Source organism: Sphingomonas pokkalii, from assembly GCF_003096275.1.
Lineage (GTDB): Bacteria > Pseudomonadota > Alphaproteobacteria > Sphingomonadales > Sphingomonadaceae > Sphingomonas > Sphingomonas pokkalii.
In genome coordinates this window covers 963,607-982,934 of the sequence record NZ_QENQ01000001.1, presented here as the reverse complement: position 1 = coordinate 982,934, position 19,328 = coordinate 963,607, and the positions used below count along the sequence as shown (strand labels likewise).

At 66.8% G+C, this 19,328-nt stretch carries 16 protein-coding genes and 2 tRNA genes; 8 read left to right on the top strand and 10 right to left on the bottom strand.

All coding sequences use genetic code 11. The features are described 5' to 3' along the window. Window positions 1–155 precede the first annotated feature (155 nt). Complete coding sequence (locus DD559_RS04505) at window positions 156–1,643, top strand: hypothetical protein (RefSeq protein ID WP_116468129.1); 1,488 nt, start codon at window positions 156–158, stop codon at window positions 1,641–1,643. Between the two features lie 64 nt (window positions 1,644–1,707). Next, window positions 1,708–3,294, top strand: coding sequence for an alpha-N-arabinofuranosidase (locus DD559_RS04500; RefSeq protein WP_116468128.1), 1,587 nt, complete (start codon window positions 1,708–1,710; stop codon window positions 3,292–3,294). A gap of 48 nt (window positions 3,295–3,342) precedes the next feature. Here the strand turns inward: DD559_RS04500 and araD1 are convergent, their stop codons facing one another. Beyond that, window positions 3,343–4,338, bottom strand: coding sequence for an AraD1 family protein (gene araD1, locus DD559_RS04495; protein WP_116468127.1), 996 nt, complete (start codon window positions 4,336–4,338; stop codon window positions 3,343–3,345). Window positions 4,339–4,462: 124 nt separating this feature from the next. Between araD1 and DD559_RS04490 the strand changes: the two genes are divergently transcribed. After that, window positions 4,463–5,221: a FadR/GntR family transcriptional regulator gene (locus DD559_RS04490; protein WP_116470713.1), complete on the top strand. Its 759-nt coding sequence runs from the start codon at window positions 4,463–4,465 to the stop codon at window positions 5,219–5,221. Between the two features lie 43 nt (window positions 5,222–5,264). Here DD559_RS04490 and DD559_RS04485 read toward each other — a convergent pair whose 3' ends face one another. Further along, window positions 5,265–6,566: a sugar MFS transporter gene (locus DD559_RS04485; protein WP_116468126.1), complete on the bottom strand. Its 1,302-nt coding sequence runs from the start codon at window positions 6,564–6,566 to the stop codon at window positions 5,265–5,267. A 143-nt stretch (window positions 6,567–6,709) separates the two neighbouring features. On the opposite strand from DD559_RS04485, the gene DD559_RS04480 reads away from it, so the two are divergent. Further along, the gene (locus DD559_RS04480) at window positions 6,710–7,843 is read left to right on the top strand and encodes an aldose epimerase family protein (protein ID WP_116468125.1); all 1,134 of its coding nucleotides are present in this window, start codon (window positions 6,710–6,712) and stop codon (window positions 7,841–7,843) included. A gap of 25 nt (window positions 7,844–7,868) precedes the next feature. Then, a complete protein-coding gene (locus tag DD559_RS04475; RefSeq protein ID WP_116468124.1) occupies window positions 7,869–9,662 on the top strand; it encodes an IlvD/Edd family dehydratase in 1,794 nt (597 codons plus the stop codon). Window positions 9,663–9,886: 224 nt separating this feature from the next. On the opposite strand, the gene DD559_RS04470 is transcribed toward DD559_RS04475, so the two are convergent. The 3 genes from DD559_RS04470 to cpdR all read right to left on the bottom strand — a co-directional run bounded on the left by DD559_RS04470 (window position 9,887) and on the right by cpdR (window position 11,799). Continuing rightward, complete coding sequence (locus tag DD559_RS04470) at window positions 9,887–11,044, bottom strand: glycosyltransferase (RefSeq protein WP_240610120.1); 1,158 nt, start codon at window positions 11,042–11,044, stop codon at window positions 9,887–9,889. A 250-nt stretch (window positions 11,045–11,294) separates the two neighbouring features. Continuing rightward, a tRNA-Val gene (locus DD559_RS04465) sits at window positions 11,295–11,369 on the bottom strand. 55 nt (window positions 11,370–11,424) lie between these two features. After that, complete coding sequence (cpdR, locus tag DD559_RS04460; RefSeq protein WP_116470711.1) at window positions 11,425–11,799, bottom strand: cell cycle two-component system response regulator CpdR; 375 nt, start codon at window positions 11,797–11,799, stop codon at window positions 11,425–11,427. A gap of 111 nt (window positions 11,800–11,910) precedes the next feature. Here cpdR and DD559_RS04455 point away from each other — a divergent pair, with 111 nt between their 5' ends. Beyond that, on the top strand, window positions 11,911–12,756 hold the full coding sequence (locus DD559_RS04455; protein ID WP_240610118.1) for an N-formylglutamate amidohydrolase: 846 nt from the start codon (window positions 11,911–11,913) through the stop codon (window positions 12,754–12,756). A gap of 264 nt (window positions 12,757–13,020) precedes the next feature. On the opposite strand, the gene DD559_RS04450 is transcribed toward DD559_RS04455, so the two are convergent. Continuing rightward, complete coding sequence (locus tag DD559_RS04450; protein ID WP_116468122.1) at window positions 13,021–13,791, bottom strand: SapC family protein; 771 nt, start codon at window positions 13,789–13,791, stop codon at window positions 13,021–13,023. A gap of 57 nt (window positions 13,792–13,848) precedes the next feature. Further along, window positions 13,849–15,303, bottom strand: coding sequence for an FAD-binding oxidoreductase (locus DD559_RS04445; protein ID WP_116468121.1), 1,455 nt, complete (start codon window positions 15,301–15,303; stop codon window positions 13,849–13,851). A 69-nt stretch (window positions 15,304–15,372) separates the two neighbouring features. Between DD559_RS04445 and DD559_RS04440 the strand changes: the two genes are divergently transcribed. Continuing rightward, window positions 15,373–15,825 carry a hypothetical protein gene (locus tag DD559_RS04440; protein WP_116468120.1) on the top strand — a complete coding sequence of 151 codons (453 nt, stop codon included), beginning with the start codon at window positions 15,373–15,375 and terminating at the stop codon, window positions 15,823–15,825. Window positions 15,826–15,906: 81 nt separating this feature from the next. After that, window positions 15,907–17,382, top strand: a complete 1,476-nt coding sequence (locus tag DD559_RS04435; RefSeq protein WP_116468119.1) for a DEAD/DEAH box helicase — start codon at window positions 15,907–15,909, stop codon at window positions 17,380–17,382. A gap of 123 nt (window positions 17,383–17,505) precedes the next feature. Here DD559_RS04435 and DD559_RS04430 read toward each other — a convergent pair whose 3' ends face one another. From DD559_RS04430 to DD559_RS04420, 3 genes are all read right to left on the bottom strand, one after another. Further along, window positions 17,506–18,141 (bottom strand): glutathione S-transferase family protein, encoded by a 636-nt coding sequence (locus tag DD559_RS04430; RefSeq protein ID WP_116468118.1) that lies wholly within the window; start codon window positions 18,139–18,141, stop codon window positions 17,506–17,508. Between the two features lie 78 nt (window positions 18,142–18,219). Beyond that, window positions 18,220–19,083 (bottom strand): dienelactone hydrolase family protein, encoded by an 864-nt coding sequence (locus DD559_RS04425; RefSeq protein ID WP_116468117.1) that lies wholly within the window; start codon window positions 19,081–19,083, stop codon window positions 18,220–18,222. Between the two features lie 107 nt (window positions 19,084–19,190). Beyond that, window positions 19,191–19,267: transfer RNA gene (locus tag DD559_RS04420), tRNA-Arg, on the bottom strand. Window positions 19,268–19,328: the final 61 nt, after the last annotated feature.

Below are 19,328 nucleotides of genomic sequence, written 5' to 3'. Positions count from 1 at the left end.
ATTCATCACGAAGACGGACCATGCGCATGTGCCCGCAGGTCCTTCGCGCGTCGACGAAGCGCCCTGCTCTCACGCGCGGGCGTGCTGGTATCGCGGTGCGATCCCCCCTAAGGTTTGCCGGTTATCTACTCCTGAAGACGAGGAAAACCGGGTCGATGGCCATGTATCGTTCGCGTTCCACGGGCTTTGGCGCGCAGCCGCGCCGCGGCACGACGCGAGCCTTGCAGCGGAAACCGATCGGCACGCGGCGCCAGGCGATCGCCGCCTGTCTCGTCGCGGCGCTCCTTGGCGGCATCACCCTCGCCTTCTTCTGGCCGGGGGTCGCAAGCTATGACAGCGTCGTGCAGTACCGTCAGGTACTGAGCGGCGACTATGACGATTGGCATCCACCCGCGATGGCGCGGCTGTGGGCGCTGTTCCACGGTCTGGGGTGGCACGGCCAGACGCCGATGTTCGTCCTGCAGATCCTGCTCTACTGGGGCGGGCTTGGCCTGTTCGCGGCGGCACTGACGCGCAGCGGCCGTTCGCTTGCTGCGCTGATCGTGCTGCTGGTCGGCATCTGGCCGCCCTTGCTCGGCTGGCAGATCGCGGTGCTGAAGGACGGCCAGATGGTGGGCGCGCTGGTCGCCGCGGTCGGGCTGGCGAGTTGGTGGCGCGTCGCGGGCCGCCCGCTGCCCATCTGGGCGGCCGGCCTGGTCGTGCTGCTGCTCGGCTACGCCACCCTCGTCCGGTTCAATGCCGCCTTCGCGAGCGTTCCGCTCGCCTTCGGCTTGCTCGGCGGCTTGCGCTGGGAGCGGCCGTGGCTGCAGGGCGGGCTGGTGCTGGCGGCGATCGCCGCGGTGATCGCGGTGCTCACCCCGATCAACCAGCGCCTGCTCGATGCCGCCCCCAGCGGGGTGGAGCGGTCGCTGCCGTTGTTCGACCTTGCCGGCATCGCCCATCATGCCGGGCCGCAGGCCGTGCCGCAGGTACCCGCATCCCTGTGGCGACGCGCCGAGGCGAAGGGCTGCCTCACGCCGATCCTGTGGGATCCGATCGGCGACGAAAAAGCGTGCGGCTATATCGTCGACACGCTCCAGCGCACCGCGCCGGGCAAGAGCTTGCGCAGCGTCTGGATCGAAACGATCGCAACCCATCCGCTCGCCTATGCCACGCATCGCATCGCCCATTGGAACAGCGAGATGCGGGCCTGGATGCCGGCGACGATGCCCGGCACGGGCCCGCTTGCCGGATCGGAGCCGAACACGCTCGGCCTGCCGTCGCCGGCCAAGCGGATCGCCGGGTTCCAGACGCTGGGCAACACGCTCGCAAGCAGCGTGGCGGGGGCGCCGATCCTGTGGTTCGCGGCGGCGCTGGCCGTGCTGTTCTGTGCCTGGCCCGCCCGCGACGGTGCCGGCAGTATCGCGGTAACGCTTGCCCTGTCCGCCATCGTCACCGAACTGGCCTTCGGCGTGGTCGGCGTCGCCTCCGACTATCGCTATCATTGCTGGGGGATGCTGGCCGCCGGACTGGCGGTGCTGGCCGCCACCGGCACCCGGACATCGCCGCCGCGCGTATTCGCCGCCGCGCTTGGGGTCGGCATCGTGGCGCTATTGGTGATCGCGGCACGCTGGACGCTGCCCCCAGCCCTCCCCCCGTTGTGAGATCGGCACTTTTGTCGGAGTAGAATTCATGGCATTGGTCTCCTAGAAAAGAAAGGGAGGATCGATGCTTCGAAAGACACTGCTCGCCGGAGCGGCGCTGTTGTTCGCCCCGGCGCCCGCGCTGGCGCAGGCCAGGGAAGCGCAGATTGCCGTAACGGTTAATGCGGCAAGGCCCGGCCCCACGATCGACCGCCACATCTTCGGCCAGTTCGCCGAGCATCTCGGCAGCGGCATCTATGGCGGCATCTGGGTGGGCAAGGATTCGCCGATCCCCAACACCCGCGGCATCCGCAAGGACGTGGTCGCGGCGCTGCGCGCGATCAAGGTGCCGGTGGTGCGCTGGCCCGGCGGCTGCTTCGCCGATGAATATCACTGGCGCGACGGCATCGGCCCGCAGGACAAGCGCCGCAGCAGCGTCAACACCAACTGGGGCGGCGCGGGCGAGCCCAACAGCTTCGGCACCGACGAGTTCATGGACTTTGCCGACCAGGTGGGGGCCGAGGCCTATGTCTCGGTCAATGTCGGCTCGGGCACCATCCAGGAGGCGGCCGACTGGCTCGCCTATATGACCGCCGATCCCTCCAGCACCGCAGGCAAGGAGCGCGCCGCCAACGGCCATGTCGCGCCCTATAAGGTGAAGTGGCTGGGCCTGGGCAATGAAAGCTGGGGCTGCGGCGGATCGATGCGCCCGGACCATTATATCGATCTGATGAAGCGCTTCGCCCGTTTCACCCATAATCTCGATCCCAAGCAGGGCGAAAAGGGCCCGGAGCCGATGCAGCGCATCGCGGTGGGTCCGAACGACGGCGATACCACCTATACCGAGGCGGTGATGGCGGCCTGGAAGGGGCATGACTGGGCCTGGAACATCGAAGGCCTGTCGATGCACGCCTACACCACCGGCGGCTGGCCCCCCTCCTTCCCCAGCGTCGGCTTCGACGAGACCGGCTATGCCAAGCTGGTCAAGGCCGCGCTGGCGATGGACGGGATGATCGCCAAGCACTCGGCGGTCATGGACAAATATGATCCCGAGAAGAAGGTGCCCCTGATGATCGACGAATGGGGCGTGTGGCTGGCGCCGCTACCGGGCTCGAACCCCGGCTTCCTCTACCAGCAGAACTCGCTGCGCGACGCAGTGATCGCCGCGCTGCACTTCAACATCTTCGCCCGCCACGCAGACCGGGTGCGGATGACCAACATCGCCCAGATGATCAACGTGCTCCAGGCGATGATCCTCACCGACAAGGACAAGATGGTCCTCACGCCCACCTACCACGTGTTCCGCATGTACGTGCCGTTCCAGGATGCGCAGGCGGTGCCGGTGTCGTTCGACGCGGGCACCTACACCCAGGGCAACGTGACGATGCCGCGCGTTGATGCGATCGCGGCGCGGGGCAAGGACGGCAAATTGTGGCTGGCGGTGACCAATCTCGATGCGGGCAAGCCTGTACGGATCGAGGCGAAGTTTGCCGGCGCCACGCCGAAGAGCGCCAGGGGCGAGGTGCTGACCGCCGCGAAGGTGGATGCGGTCAACAGCTTCGAGGCGCCGAACGCGGTGGTGCCGAAACCGATCAGCGGCACCGTCGCCAAGGGCGCGGTGACGCTGGAGCTGCCGGCCAAGTCGGTCGCGGTAGTGGAAATCGGGGGGTAGCGCCCCGGTTCGTTCGCACCCCTCCCGCTTGCGGGAGGGGAACCGAGGTCAGAGCGTCTTCACCACCGTCAGCCCGGTGTCTTCCACCTGCGCCAGCGGGTTGCGCAGCGGCAGGGTGAAGGGCGCCGCCTCGATCTCGAACGTATCGCCCACTTCCGTTTTCACGCCATCGCTGAACGACAGCGTCGCGGTGCCGAAGAAATGGACGTGCACGTCGCCCGGCTGACGGAACAGCCCGTATTTGAAGTGGTGATGCTCCAGATTGGCGAGGCTGTGCGACATGTTCGTCTCGCCGGACAGGAACGGCTTTTCCCAGATCGTCGCGCCATCGCGCACGATCCGGCTGGTGCCGCGCACGTCCGCGGGCGCCTCGCCGACCAGCAGCTCCGGCCCGAGCGCCGCCTGGCGCAGCTTGGAATGTGCCAGCCACAGATAATTGTGCCGCTCGGTCACATGGTCGCTGAACTCGTTGGCGAGGCACAGGCCGAGGCGATACGGCGTGCCGTCCGGGCCGATCAGATAGATGCCGGCCAGCTCGGGCTCCTCGCCGCCGTCCTGCGCAAAGCCGGGCATTGCCAGCGCGTCACCGGGGCCGACGAGATGGTGGCCGTTGCCCTTGTAGAACCATTCGGGCTGCTGGCCGATCGCGCCCGCCGCCGGCTTACCGCCCTCGACACCTTCGAGGAACATCCGCATCGAATCGGTCTTGTGCTCGGCCGCCGCCGCGTCGCGGTGCATCTTGTCGCGTCCCTCGGCCGAGCCGAGATGGGTAAGGCCGGTGCCGGTCAGCACCAGGTGCGCGCCATCGGGATGATCGATGGGCGCCAGCAGCTGGCCCGCCGCCAGCGCCTCGGCCGGATCGACCGCGCCTTCGCGCCCTGCCGCGGCCACCGCCTCGGCCAGCGACTGGCCCGCTTCGATCGCGTGCAGCGCCAGGCTGCGCACATCGGCGAAACCGCGGACGAAGCTCGCCCCCGATTCGTCGGCAGCGATCACGCGCCGTACGCCATCGCTTCCCAGAAACTGCATCAGCCGCAACGCCATTCCACTGCTCCTCGACCTCGGTTTAGTCCGACTTATTCGCGTCCGTCCGGAATGGCAATCGCACATCGTTTGCCGGACACCCCCGCTTCGCGCTACACGCATGGCCATGCAGGAGAGCGAGCGGATGGCAGCGGACGAGCAGGCGGATAGCGTGGACGAAGCAGGCGTACAGCCGATCACGCGGACGCCCAAAGGCTCTGGCCGGCGCCTGCGCGGGGCCATTGCCCATTATCTCGGCACCCAGATCGTTTCCGGCCGGATCGCACCCGGCGAAAAACTCACCGGCGAAGTCGCCAATGCCGAAGCGCTGGACGTGTCGCGTAGCGCCTATCGCGAGGCGGTGCAGGTGCTCACCGCCAAGGGGCTGGTGGAAAGCCGCCCCAAGGCCGGCACCCATGTGCTGCCGCGCAGCCGCTGGAACATGCTCGATCCGCAGGTACTCGCCTGGGCCTTTTCGGGCGAGCCTGACACCGATTTCGTCCGCGACCTGTTCGAACTGCGCGCGGTGGTCGAGCCCGCGGCGGCGCGCCTCGCCGCCGAGCGCCGCGACCGCGACGATGTGAAGGCGATGCGCGATGCGCTCACCAAGATGCGCCGGCATACGCTGGCGACCGATGCCGGCCGCGCGGCCGACCGCGACTTTCACGACGCGCTGCTGGCGGCCACCCACAACCATGCATTGATGGCCCTGAGCGCCAGCATCAGTGCGGCGGTAAGTTGGACGACCAAATACAAGCAGCGCGCCCGCGCGCTGCCGCGCGATCCGGTGCCCGATCATATCAAGGTGTTCGATGCGATCGCTGGCGGCGATGTGGATGCGGCCGCCGCGGCGATGCGCACGCTGGTCGACCTCGCGCTGGAAGATACCCGCCTCTCGATGTGAGGCGGCAAAGCTCCCCGGGCCGAGGCCCGGGGAGCCGCTTCGATCAGTCTTCGATCGCGTTGGTGGGCTTGGCGCCCCACAGCGCGTAGAACAGGATGTAGAGTTCGCAGATCGCGGTCAGCAGGAACGAGTTCTGCAGGCCGTACTGGTCGGCAAGCCAGCCCTGCACCGCCACCAGCGCACCGCCGGCGATCGCCATGATCAGCAGCCCCGATCCTTCCTCGGTCAGCGGGCCGAGGCCCTTGATGCCGAGCGTGAAGATGGTCGGGAACATGATCGAGTGGAACAGGCCCACCAGAATCAGCGACCACATCGCCACTTCGCCCTGCGTGAACACCGTGATCACCATCACGATGAACGCGCCGATCGAGAAGGCGGCGAGGACGATGGCCGCATCCACCTTCTGCATGATCGCCGAACCAACGAACCGGCCGACCATCATGCCGCCCCACAGCAGGGTTAGATAGCGCCCCGCCTGTTCGGTGGTCATGTTGCCGATCTCGGGACGACTAACGAAATTCACGAACAGGTTGCCCACGCCGATCTCGGCGATCAGGTAGATGAAGATCGCGCCGATTCCGAACACGAGGTTGCGGTGGTTCCAAAGGCTGTGACGCTTGCGATCTTCCTTGGCGACGCGACTGGTCGCCGAGCCCATTGCCGGCAGCGGGAAGCGGGCGATCACGATCGCGAGCACCAACAGCACCGCCGCGACCAGCACATAGGGCAGGATCACGGCATGGGCGTCGGCCAGACGCTCCGCCTGGGTTAGCGCAGCCGCGCCGGCCTCCGCCGTGCCGCCCTTCGAGCGGCCAAGGATCAGATAGGCACCGAACAGCGGCGCAAGCATCGTGCCCATCGAATTCATCGCCTGCACCAGGTTGAGGCGCGACGAGGCGGTCTCGGACGGGCCGATCACCGCGACATAGGGATTGGCCGCCACCTGCAGCAGCGTGATGCCGCTCGCGATCACGAACAGCATGAACAGGGTTACGCCATAGGACGGCAGGCTCGCCGCCAGCGTCATGCCCAGCGCGCCCGCGGCCATGATCAACAGGCCGACGACCAGCGACTTCTGATAGCCGATCCGTTCGATCAGCTTGGCCGATGGGATCGAGGCAAAGAAATAGGCAATGAACCAGACGCTCTCGATCAGCGCCGCCTGGAAATAGCTGAGTTCGAACACGCTGCGCAGGTGTGGCAGCAGCGTGCCGTTGATCACGGTGATGAAGCCCCACATGAAGAACAGCGTGGCGAGCAGCGCCAGCGCACGACCATATTGGGTGGGGGGAGCGGCTTGCCCGGCCCCCGCCGGAGCAGCCTTTGACGTTGGCACGACCGCCATGCTGGTAAGATCCTCTCGAAATTGCCACGCTCGTCGCGCAGCGGGGTTGCTCTTCGCTTTCTAGTCGGAGTATTCAAGCCGACGTCCAGCGTCAACGGGCGCGTCGCCACGTGGCAGCGATAGCCGACAGGGAGAGGTTTTGCATGAATTATCTTATCAAGGGCGCACTGCTCGCCACCGCGATGATTCCGCTTTCGGCACAGGCCGGCGAAGCGACTCGCGCCAGCTTCGGCAAGACGGCCGACGGAAAGGCGGTCGAGGCGATCACCCTCACCAACGGCCACGGCATGCGCGCGACCGTCCTCAGCTATGGCGCGATCCTCCAGTCGCTCTCGGTGCCCGACCGCGCCGGCAAGTCTGAGGATGTGACGCTCGGCTACAACGACATGCAGGGCTATCTGGTCGCGCCGAACTATTTCGGCGCCACCGTCGGCCGCTATGCCAACCGCATCAAGGGCGGCACCTTCGCCATCGACGGCAAGACCTATACGCTGGCCAAGAACAACGGCCCGAACGCGCTGCACGGCGGCCTGAAGGGCTTCGACAAGCGGTTGTGGACGGTGGAGAAGGTGACGAGCGGCGACACCGCCAGCGTCACCCTGCGCTACATCGCCGCCGATGGCGAGGAAGGCTATCCCGGCCAGCTCACCGTCACCGCTACCTATGCGCTGAACGAAAAGAACGAGCTGTCGGTCGAATACACCGCGACGACGACCAAGCCGACGATCGTCAACATCACCAATCACAGCTTCTTCAACCTGGCCGGCGAAGCCTCGCAGCGTTCGATCTACGACCATGTCGTGACCATTCCCGCCGAGACCACGACGCCGGTCGACAAGACGCTGATCCCCACCGGCCAGTTGCGCCCCGTCGAGGGCACGCCCTTCGACTTCCGCAAGCCGACCGTGATCGGCAGCCGCATCCGCGACGGCCGCGATCCGCAGATCGTGTTCGGCCAGGGCTATGACGAGAATTTCGTGATCGCCAAGGCGCCCTTGGCCCAGCCCGTGCTCCATGCCCGCGTCGAGGATCCGTCGAGCGGCCGGGTGATGGAGATCCTCTCCAACCAGCCGGGCGTGCAATTCTATACCGGCAATTTCCTCGACGGTACCGCGATCGGCAAATCGAACCACGCCTATCGCCAGGGCGACGCGCTTGCCCTCGAACCCCAGGTCTTCCCGGACACGCCCAACCAGCCGGCACTCGGCTCGGCGCGGCTCAATCCGGGGCAGACCTATCGCAATGCCATCGTCTATCGCTTCTCGACCACCAACTGACCTCCCCTCCCGTAAGGCTTTTCCGATGACCGACACTGCCCCGAAGCTGCGCAGCCGCGCTTGGTTCGATAACCCTGACAACGTTGATATGACCGCGCTCTATCTTGAGCGGTACCTCAACTACGGGCTGAGCCTGGAGGAGTTGCGCTCGGGCAAGCCGATCATCGGGATCGCCCAGACAGGCTCGGACCTCAGCCCGTGCAACCGCCACCATCTCGTGCTTGCCGAACGCATCCGCGAAGGCATTCGCGAGGCGGGCGGCATCGCGATCGAGTTCCCGGTCCACCCGATCCAGGAAACCGGTAAGCGCCCGACCGCGGGCCTTGATCGCAACCTCGCCTATCTGGGTCTCGTCGAGCTGCTGTACGGCTACCCGATCGACGGCGTGGTGCTCACCACCGGCTGCGACAAGACCACGCCCGCCTGCCTGATGGCGGCGGCGACGGTGAACATCCCGGCGATCGCGCTGTCGGTCGGGCCGATGCTCAACGGCTGGCACCGCGGCGAGCGCACCGGCTCGGGCACGATTGTGTGGAAGGCGCGCGAGCTGCTCGCCGCCGGCGAGATCGACGATGAGGGCTTCATCCGCCTGGTCAGCTCCTCGGCGCCGTCGACCGGCTATTGCAACACCATGGGCACCGCGACGACGATGAACTCGCTCGCCGAAGCCCTGGGCATGATGCTGCCCGGTTCGGCCGCCATCCCCGCACCCTATCGCGATCGCCAGGAAGCCGCCTATCGCACCGGCAGGCGCATCGTCGAGATGGTCGCCGAGGACCTGAAGCCGTCCGACATCCTGACGCGCGAAGCGTTCCTCAACGCGATCGTCGTCAACTCGGCGATCGGCGGGTCGACCAACGCGCCGATCCACCTCGCCGCCATCGCCCGCCATGTCGGTGCCGAGCTCGCGCTCGACGACTGGCAGACCCACGGCCACAAGGTGCCGCTGCTGGTCAACCTGCAGCCGGCCGGCGAGTATCTCGGCGAGGATTACTATCGCGCCGGCGGCGTGCCCGCGGTGGTTGCCCAATTGATGCAGCAGGGGCTGATCCACGAGAACGCGATCACCGCCAACGGCAAGACCATCGGCGAGAATTGCCGTACCGCCACGATCGAGGACGAGAAGGTGATCCGCACCTTCGACCAGCCGCTGGTGGAAGAAGCCGGTTTCCTCGTGCTGCGCGGCAATCTGTTCGACGCGGCGATCATGAAGACCAGCGTGATCGGCCCCGAGTTCCGCGCGCGGTATCTCTCCAACCCGAACGATCCCGAGGCGTTCGAAGGCCCGGTCGTGGTGTTCGACGGGCCGGAGGATTATCACCACCGCATCGACGATCCCGCCACCGGCATCACGCCGGATACGCTGCTGGTGATGCGCGGTGCCGGCCCGATCGGCTATCCGGGCGCTGCCGAAGTCGTGAACATGCGCGCGCCCGCCCATCTGATCCGGGAAGGCGTCCACGCCCTGCCATGCATCGGCGACGGCCGCCAGTCGGGCACCTCGGCCTCGCCGTCGATCCTTAACGCCTCGCCCGAAGCGGCGGCGATGGGCGGCCTGGCGCTGCTCCAGACCGGCGACAAGGTGCGGATCGACCTCAAGCGCGGCACCGCCGACGTGCTGATCCCCGCCGACGAACTCACCGAGCGCCGCCGCGTGCTGGCCGAGGCGGGCGGCTTCGCCTATCCCGCGTCGCAGACGCCGTGGCAGGCGATCCAGCGCGCCGTGGTCGGCCAGATGAACACCGGCGCGATCCTGGAGGGCGCCGAACAGTTCCAGCGCATCGCCCAGACCCACGGCGTACCTCGGGACAATCACTAAGAGACCAGTTGGGAACTCGGCGGCGGAAAGAACACGGCAGCCCGACCCGACCGAGTTCTCAAAAGGCCTCGAAGGCTTCATCATCCTCCCCGCCCCCCAGGGGAGGATGGTGCTCGCGACGCCGCCTGCGGCACGCCAAAATCATGGTTGTGCAGGTGGGCGTCGCGCCAACGCGTCGAATCCGTGCCGCTCGGGGGCAGCGTGCGGCTGGCCCCAGCCTATCCTCACCGCGCCAGCGGCGTCGCCCATTCAGCGGTCTGCGGCACCACGCGCTGTTCGATCGCCGCTTCCGCGAACACGTTCAGATAGAGCTGCGCCGATCGATCGATCGTGAACCGCTCCAGGAACGCGCGGACCTCGGCCCGGTCGGCCATCGGCGTCGGCGCACGGATCGCCGCTGCCAGCGCCGCTTCGTCCTGTGGCACGATCACGCCGAATCGGCCTTCCCCGAGCAGCCCGTGCACGCCGCGGCCACAATCGGTGGTCACGACCGCCAGGCCAGCCGCAAGCGCTTCGATGATCGCCGCCGGAATGCCTTCATAGCGGGAAGACATCAGCAGCGCGTCGAATTCGGCCAGCCGCGCGGCCGCGTCCGGCACATGCCCGGCAAACTGCACCTGGCCGGCGATGCCAAGCTCGCCCGCCAACGCCTCCAGCGCGGTGCGTTCCGCCCCGTCGCCCAGAATGGTCAGTGTCTCGCCGGGCCGCACGGCCTTGGCGAAGGCACGCAGCAGCAGCGCAAAATGCTTCTGCGCGACCATCCGCCCGATCGCAACGAAGCGCCGCGGCCCGCCATCCGCCACGCGCGGCGCGGTAACGATGCGATCCAGTTCGATCGCCGGATCGTGCACCACCCGGCTGCGCCGGGCCATCACGCCCGGCAATTCGGGCAGCATCGATTCGTCCATCACCACCCAGAAACGCGCGCAGCGCGCCTGAATTCGCAACCACGCCCGCCAGAAGAAGCGGGGAATCACCGGCAGATCTCGCCGGGCAAGATCGTTGCTGATCTTCACCACGATCGGCGGGCAGCGGCGCCCGAGCAGCAGACGCATCATCACGGCGACGATCGTATAGGTCGAGCCCGCCACGAACAGGATATCCGGCCGCAACCGCCGAATCGCCGCCGGCAGCGTAAGGATCATCCACAGGGTTTCCCAGCCGGCCTGGCTGCGACGCGGCTGGCGGGGCACGTCGAAGGCGATATCGGCGAATTCCTCGCGCATTGGCCCGGTCTGCCGGCCGACGAACAGGGGCGCATCCACGCCGGCCGCCCGCCAATGCCGCACCAGCCGCAAAGCAACACGCTCCACCCCACCCGGTTCGAAACTGTGGAGGAACGTCAGGACGCGAATACGTCCGCTAGAATTCTGTGGGCGCAACCGCAACTCCCCTGCACCGCGTGCGTTCTTCTGCCCCGACTGTGCCACCGATCTTCGACCGGCGATAGTAAGGGCCGCCCGCAATTCTCCAATTATCTTCGTCGTGACTTCACCAAAGGATCAGACGAAGGGATACACCATTAAGACGACACGGCCGAACGAAACCCGCACTTCTCGAACGCAGAAAAAATCCTTTGGCGCTTCAGGCACGAAAAAGCCCGCCGGCGCAGTCGCCGACGGGCTTCTTAAATGGTGGGCGCGGCAAGGATTGAACTTGCGACCCCTGCGATGTCAACACAGTGCTCTACCACTGAGCTACGCGCCCGAAACTCGGGAAGCGCGCCTTTAGCGAGGCTTATCCCCGCGCGCAAGCGCCTATTTCAGTTCCGGCCGACATTCTCCGATTCAAACATGCGGTCGACTTCCAACACCAGGTCGCGCAGGTGGAAGGGCTTGGAAAGAACCCGTGCCTGCGGCACCTGCTGGCCCGCCCGCAGCGTCACCGCGGCGAAGCCGGTGATGAACATCACCCGCATTTCCGGCGCCATCTCACTGGCGCGCTGGGCGAGTTCGATGCCGTCCATCTCCGGCATCACGATATCGGTCAGCAGCAGGTCGAATCGCTCGGTCTCGAGCAGCGGGATCGCCGCAGTGCCGCGATCGACCGGACTGACGGCATAGCCCGCACGCTCCAGCGCTCGGGTGAGGTATTCACGCATGACACGGTCGTCCTCGGCCAGCAGAATCCGGATCATCATTTCCCCAATGCGTATCGACGGCCCGCCCTTATGCGCAAACCCCTTAAGAAATTCCAGCGGGATGGCACACCGTTGCCGATCCCTGGCCGCGCTTCTAGAGTACCGGGTGTGAACAGCCCGCCCAGCTTCGAGCGGCACGGCCCGCTGCCGCCGGAAAGCCCCGTGGTGCTCTCCGCGCCTCATGCCGGCCGCGAATATCCGCCAGCACTGGCGGCGGCGCTGCGCGTGCCGCTGCCCGCCCTGCGCGCACTGGAGGATCGCCATGTCGATCTGCTGGCGCTGCATGCACGGCGAGAGGAGACGCTGTTCGTCGCCAGCCGCGCGCGGGCCTGGATCGATCTCAATCGCTCCGAGCAGGAACGCGATCCGATGATCGATGATGGTGCGCAGCGCATCGGCCGGCCGCCATCGGCGAAGCTGCGCAGCGGCTTGGGGATCGTGCCGCGGCGGGTGGGAACCCTGGGACAGCTCTGGTCGCGGCGATTCTCCGATGCCGAAATCGTCGCGCGAATCGAGCAGGATCACCGCCCCTATCACGCGGCGCTCGCCCAGGCGCTGGCGGCGGCCCATCAGCGCTTCGGGATCGCGGTGCTGCTGGACATCCATTCCATGCCGCCATTGGGAAGCTTCGGCGCCGTGCCGCAACTGGTGGTCGGCGATCGTTTCGGGCGGGCCGCGGCCGCTCGGTTCGCGTCCTGCGTCGCGGGCGTCGCGCGGCGGCACGGTGTCGCGGTGGCAGCCAACGTGCCCTATGCTGGCGGCCATATCCTGGAACGGCACAGCAGCCCGCGTGGCGGCATTCACGCGCTGCAGCTCGAATTCGATCGCGCGCTTTATCTCGATGCCGGGTTCGACGGGCCCGGCGCAGGGGTGGCAATGACGACGGCCCTGCTCCGCGCGATCATCGATGCCGTCACCGAAGAGGCCCTGCCCCGCGCACTCGCGGCGGAGTGACGGCGAGCATCGCTCCATAAAAAAACCACCTCGCGGTTTCCCACGAGGTGGCCAAGGTTCAGGGAGGAGACACGCCCGGAGGCGCGTCGTACGACCTCGCGAAAGGGGGGACACGAAGCCGCACAAGAAACATATAGAGGGCACGCAACCGACTTCAAGGGCGCTCGCCGCAACTATTCCTCCGCTGGTCGGCGACCAACGAAAAAGGGCCCGCCGATCCGCATCGGCAGGCCCTCGCTTCTCTGCCGCCGCGGCGGCGACGGCTCAACCGACCAGCTGCACTTCCGGCTGCCAGCCCGACCGCATCTGCCGCGCGAACAGCTCGCGCATCTGGCCCAGCGAGAAGAGATGGGCATAGATCAGCGGCAACATGCCGTTCTGAACGATCTTGCGCAGCTGATCGCCGCGCATCTCGTTCAGCTTGGCCTCGTCCACCATCATGAAGCCGCGATAGAGGAAGGGCTGACCCGCGCCCTCGGGCTGGATCGATACTTCGCCGTCCATCAGCAGGCCCAGATCCTTCAGCTCGCGCATGAACTGGCTGGTACGGGCGCCGGCCTGCTCGAACTGCTCGTTGAACTGCAGGATGTTCTTGGTGATTTCGCTCGGCTCGCCATTCTCGAACAGCGCCTCGCCTTCCTCGAAATTGCCGACGACATCGGAGGTCGGATCGAAGCAGAGCGACAGTTCGTCGCTATCCGGGCGCAGGCGCGCCAGCAGGAACGGGTAGCGGCGGATATAGGCCGGCACGTAGAAATTCGGATCGACGAGCTTGCCTTCGCCGTCGAAGAAGGTGTTCACGCCTTCATTCAGGCCCATCAGCGCCAACGGGACCGGATCCTCGCCCACCGAAAAGACGATCGGCATGAAACGCTGCACCAGCGGGAATTCCTCGACCGTCACCGGCACCGCGTGCTGGCCGGCAAGAAAAGCGGCACGGTCGGTCGAACGCGTGCGGAAATCGGCATGGACCTGGCTCGAGAGCGGCTCGATCTGATTGTAGAACAAGGGAAGCGATTGCGGCGCGCTGGCCATGATGATCTCCTGACGGCGTAGATTTGCGTCGAACGCTGGTTTCAACGGTTCGGCGGTCTATGTCCTGCCCGTTTCCGGCGCAAGCGCGACAAGCTTTCCGGGATTCAGAATATGGCGGGGATCCAGCGCCGTCTTGATCGCCCGCAACGCCGCGATGCGGGCCGGGGGCGAAAGCCGCGCGAGTTCATCGCGCTTCATCTGGCCGATGCCGTGCTCGGCCGAAATCGATCCGCCGGCGGCCACTACCATGTCGTGCACCAGCCGCGTGATGCGCGGGCCGTCCTCGGCATACCAGCGATCGTGATCGGCACCCTGCGGTGCGCGGACATGGAAATGGACATTGCCGTCGCCAAGATGGCCATAGGCGATCGCATGGGTGCCCGGAAAGCGCGCCTCGGCCTCGGCGCCGCCTTCCACCATGAAGCGGGGCATGTCGTCCACCGGCACCGAAATATCGTGCTGCACCGCTGGCCCCGCCGCCCGCTCGGCCTCGGAGATCGAATGGCGGATGCGCCAGAAGGCCTCTGCCTGCGCCTCGCTTGCGGCAAGCACGGCATCCTGGGCGAGATCGGCAGCGAAGGCGTCGGCGAGCAGCCGCTCCAGAACCGCCGAGGGAGCTTCGGCAGCGACGTCACTCGACACCGCCTCCACCAGCACATGCCAGCGGTGGCGGCCCGAAAGCGGCAGCCGGGTGCCCGGCACATGCTCCAGCACCAGCGCCACGGTGTCGTCGGGCATGATCTCGAAGCTTTCGATCATGTCGGTCGCCGCTTGCAGCCGGCGCAGCAGCGTCAGCGCCTTGGCCGGGCTGTCCAGGCCGATCCAGGCGACCGCGCGCGCCGCCGCTGCGGGCACCAGCCGCAGCGTCGCCGCGGTAACGATGCCCAGCGTACCTTCGGCGCCGATCAGCAGCTGGGTAAGATCGTAGCCGCGATTGTCCTTCTTCAGCGCCGACAGGCCGTCATGCACCGATCCGTCGGGCAGCACCGCTTCGATGCCGGCGACCAGCGCCCGCATCGTGCCGAAGCGCAGCACCTGCACGCCGCCGGCGTTGGTGGAAACCAGCCCGCCGATCGTGGCACTGCCGCGCGCGCCCAGATCGAGCGGGAAACGCCGCCCGGCGGCTTCGGCGGCGTCGCGGAACGTGGCCAGGATCACGCCGGCTTCGGCGATCGCCAAATTGGCCTCGGGGCTGATCGATCGAATCCGGTTCATGCGGCGGGTGGAAAGCAGCAGCGCCGATCCGTCGACGGGCGGCACCGCGCCGCCCACCATCCCGCTATTCCCGCCCTGCGGCACCAGTGCCACTCCCAGGTCGTTCGCCAGCGCCACCAGCGCGCTTACCGCTTCGGTGGAGGCGGGGGACAGGATCGCCGGCGCCGCGCCACGATAGCGGCGTCGCCAATCGGTGAGCCAGGGTTCGATATCGGACGGGTCGGTGGTGACCGTCTTCGGGCCGAATTGTTCGGCGGCGAACTCGACGATGCGCTTCTGCTCGGGTGTCATCACCATTGCGCGATAGCATGAGCTGCGGCAGTTCATCCACTGTTCAAGCCCGAGTGCCTAGCCTTTAACGTCGTTATGCCCAGCCTGCCGTTCGCCGCCACCGGTCTTATCTTGCTGTTTGCCGTTTCCGCGGCGACGCCGGCCGTGCGCGCCGATCCCGCGATCGAAATGCTGCAGCAGCATGTCTCGATCCACGTGCCGCGCATGACGGTGACGTCGACGACGATCATCGTCCGCAGGGAGGCCGAATCCCGCCTGGTGGAGCGCCGCGCCAATGATTGCGTGAAGATCGAACGAATCGAAGGCTTTACGGTGAACGCGTCCGACAGCGTCGATCTGATTCTCGATGATGGATCGCTGCTGCGCGCGAAGCTCGGTTCGGAATGCCCAGCGCTCGGCTTCTATTCCGGCGCCTATCTTCGCCCGCGCCCGGACAAGAAATTCTGCGCGGGGCGCGACTCGCTGCGGTCGCGCTCGGGCCGTTCCTGCCCGGTCCAGGCGTTTCGAGCCCTGGCACGCGCACGCTAAGACTTGACTTTTGCGCTTGAATCCGCAAGCGCGTTAGCCTCTCTGAGGTGCGGTAAACGCGCCCGTTTTCCGGACATTTGCATGAGCTTTGCCGATCTCGGCCTATCCGACGAACTACTCCGCGCGGTCAGCGATGCCGGCTATACCGAGCCGACTCCAATTCAGCGCCAGGCGATCCCGTCGGTGCTGATGGGCAAGGATCTGATCGGCATTGCCCAGACGGGTACCGGCAAGACGGCCGCTTTCGTGCTGCCGATGATCGATGTGCTCGGCGAAGGGCGCACCCGCGCGCTGATGCCGCGCTCGCTGATCCTGGAGCCGACGCGCGAGCTGGCCGCGCAGGTTGCCGAGAATTTCGAGAAATACGGCCTCAACCACAAGCTCTCGATGGCGCTGCTGATCGGCGGCGTGCAGATGGGGGATCAGGTCAAGGCGCTGGAAAAGGGCGTCGACGTGCTGATCGCGACGCCGGGCCGGCTGATGGACCTCTATGGCCGCGGCAAGATCCTGCTCACCGGTTGCAGCCTGCTGGTGATCGACGAGGCGGATCGGATGCTCGACATGGGCTTCATCCCCGATATCGAGGAAATCTGCACCAAGCTGCCCAAGAACCGGCAGACGCTGCTCTTCTCCGCGACGATGCCGCCGCCGATCAAGAAGCTGGCGGATCGTTTCCTTACCGATCCCAAGACGATCGAAGTGGCGCGCCCCGCCACGGCGAACATCAATATCGCCCAGCGCATCGTGCAGGTGCCAGCGACGGCCCATGTGAAGCGGCAGGTGCTGCGCACGCTGTTGCGCCAGGACGAGGTGTCGACCGCGATCATCTTCTGCAACCGCAAGACGACGGTCCGCGATCTCAACAAGAGCCTGAAGAAACATGGCTTCCGCTCGGCGGAAATTCATGGCGACATGGACCAGCCGGCACGCATCGCCGAACTGGACCGGTTCAAGAACGGCGATGTGAACATCCTTGTCGCATCCGATGTCGCTGCGCGCGGCCTGGACGTGAAGGGCGTGAGCCACGTCTTCAACTTCGACGCTCCCTGGCACCCGGACGACTATGTCCATCGCATCGGCCGCACCGGCCGCGGCGGGGCCACCGGCATCGCCTACACGCTGGTCGCACCCGACGATGCCGAGAACATCGCCGAGATCGAGAAGCTGACCGGCCACAAGATCGACCGCGTGCCGAGCCCGGTCGCGTCCGACGGCGCCGAAGAAGAAGCGGCACCGAAGCGCGAACGCGGCAGGAAGCGCGAAACCAAGAAGGCCGAGCCGCGCCGCGAGGAGGCAGCCGCCGAGACCGCTCCCGCCAAGCCCAGGGCTCGCCGTGCGCCCTCTGCCCGCGAGGAGGCGACGCCCGCACCCGCCCCGTGCGAGGAAAGCCGCGCACGCCCGGCGCGCGATGAACGGCCGGCCCGGGATGAACGCCCGATCCGCGACGAGCGGCCCGTGCGCGACGACCGCCGCCGCCGTCGCGATCAGGAGGACGGCCCGGACGAAGGCTGGAACGGCCCGATTCCGGACTTCCTGAACTACACGATCGAAGCCTGAGCGGCGCCCAGCCGCTCCGGGGCTAGGGGCGGCCACCGCATACGCGCCGTTCCTCCCGCGCGCCCGGGGGGGGGCCGCATCCGGGCGACTCACCGTCGCCCAGTGCGGCTGCCGCTGCGGGAATCAGGCGGGCTCGGCCGCCTTCTCCGCCTCGGCGACCAGGGCATCGTCCATCGCCGAGGCGCGCTGATAGGCCTCGCGACTCTGCACCCGTTCGACATAGGCCAGGAACGAGTCGCGCTTGGGCAGCATCCCGAACATGGTCGTCCAGCCAATCTGCGAGCCGAGATAGACATCGGCGGCCGTGAAGCGTTCACCGGTGGCATAGGGGCGGGACGACAGCAGCGTGTCCAGCACATCGACCACCAGATCGTACGTGCCATAGCCGAACATCCGGCTCTGATCCTCGCTCGCTACGAATTGCGCGAACTGGTTGGTCGTCGCCTGCTCTACCGGCCCGGCCGCGTAGAACATCCAGCGATAATAGTCCGCCCGCTCCTCCGGCAACGGCGCCAGGCCCGCCTCCGGAAACGCCTCCGCCAGATAGGCGCAGATCGCCGCGCATTCGGTCACGATCTTGCCGCCATGCACGATCGCCGGCACCTTGCCCATCGGGTTGATCGCCCGATAGGCATCGTCCTTCATGGTCGACGCATAGTCGAGCACCTCGACGCGGTACGTCGCGCCGACTTCTTCCAGCATCCACCGCGCGATCCGGCCGCGCGATTGCGGGTTGGTATAGAGAATCAGTTCCGCCATGGCCGCATACCCCTGTTGCCCCCGACTCGATCCGCCGAGAACAGGAAGGGAACATGGCGCGGCAGACAGGTCAACCCATCAAAGTTCGGAAAAGGTCTGGAGCAATCGATCCCATGCCCGTTCCGCCTGGGGCGGGTTGTACACGCGGCTGTCCGGCGGGCACCAGCCGTGCATCGCGCCGGCATAGACCTCGACCTCCGCCGGCACCTTGGCAGCGGCAAAGGCGGCGCGCAGGGCATCCTTGTCGGTGGGCGCCCGCGCATCGTCATTCTCGGCGATGGCGACCAGATAGCGGCCCTGCAACTGCGGCACGAGCTTGTGCGGGCTATCGGCGGCCTCCGTCACCAGCGCAGCGCCGTGGAAGCTGCCGCCTGCCTTCACTCGCCCCGGCAACGCGGCGGCGGTGCGCAAGACGAACGGCCCGCCCATGCAATAGCCCGTGCTGCCCATGCCGCGCCGGCTATCCACTTCGGGCTGCGCGTCGAGGAACGTGGCGAAATGCTTGGCGTCGACGGTGATCGCGGCGGGCGTCAGCGGCTCGCGCCACGGCATGATCATCGCCCGCACCTCCGGCTGGTCGAACGACTGGCCGGGCTTCAGGAACGGCGCCTTGGTGGCGCGATAGAACTGATTGACGGTCAGCACCGCGAATCCGGACTGCGCCAATCGGTCGGCCATCTGCCGGAAGGCGGGGCGCAGCCCCATGATATCGGGCCACACCAGCACGGCGGGATGCCTTCCGCGCATGGGCGCCACGAAATAGGCGTCGGCGATGCCATCCGGGGTGCGAATCGAAACGTCGCGGCCCTTCACTGCCGCCGCATTGGCGGGGACCGGCAGCAGCGCCATCGCACCCACCGCCGCGGCGGCAGCGGCGAAATCGCGGCGGTTCACCCCCGCAATATGCCGCGCATTGTCCGCAGCGGTCGATTCGTCACACATGGCGATCCTCCTCCTGGCGCAGGGCCACGATGCTTGTAGCGTCGCGGGTGGCAGGCGCAACGGATGATGGCCGCAGGTACAGCCCACCCGGTATCGGAGGAGGAAAATGGCGCGCCCGGAACGATTCGAACGTCCGACCCTCAGATTCGTAGTCTGATGCTCTATCCAGCTGAGCTACGGGCGCATTGGAGGGGCGCGCCTACCCCAAGCCCGGGGGTAGCGCAAGGGGTTTCAGCATCGTTTCG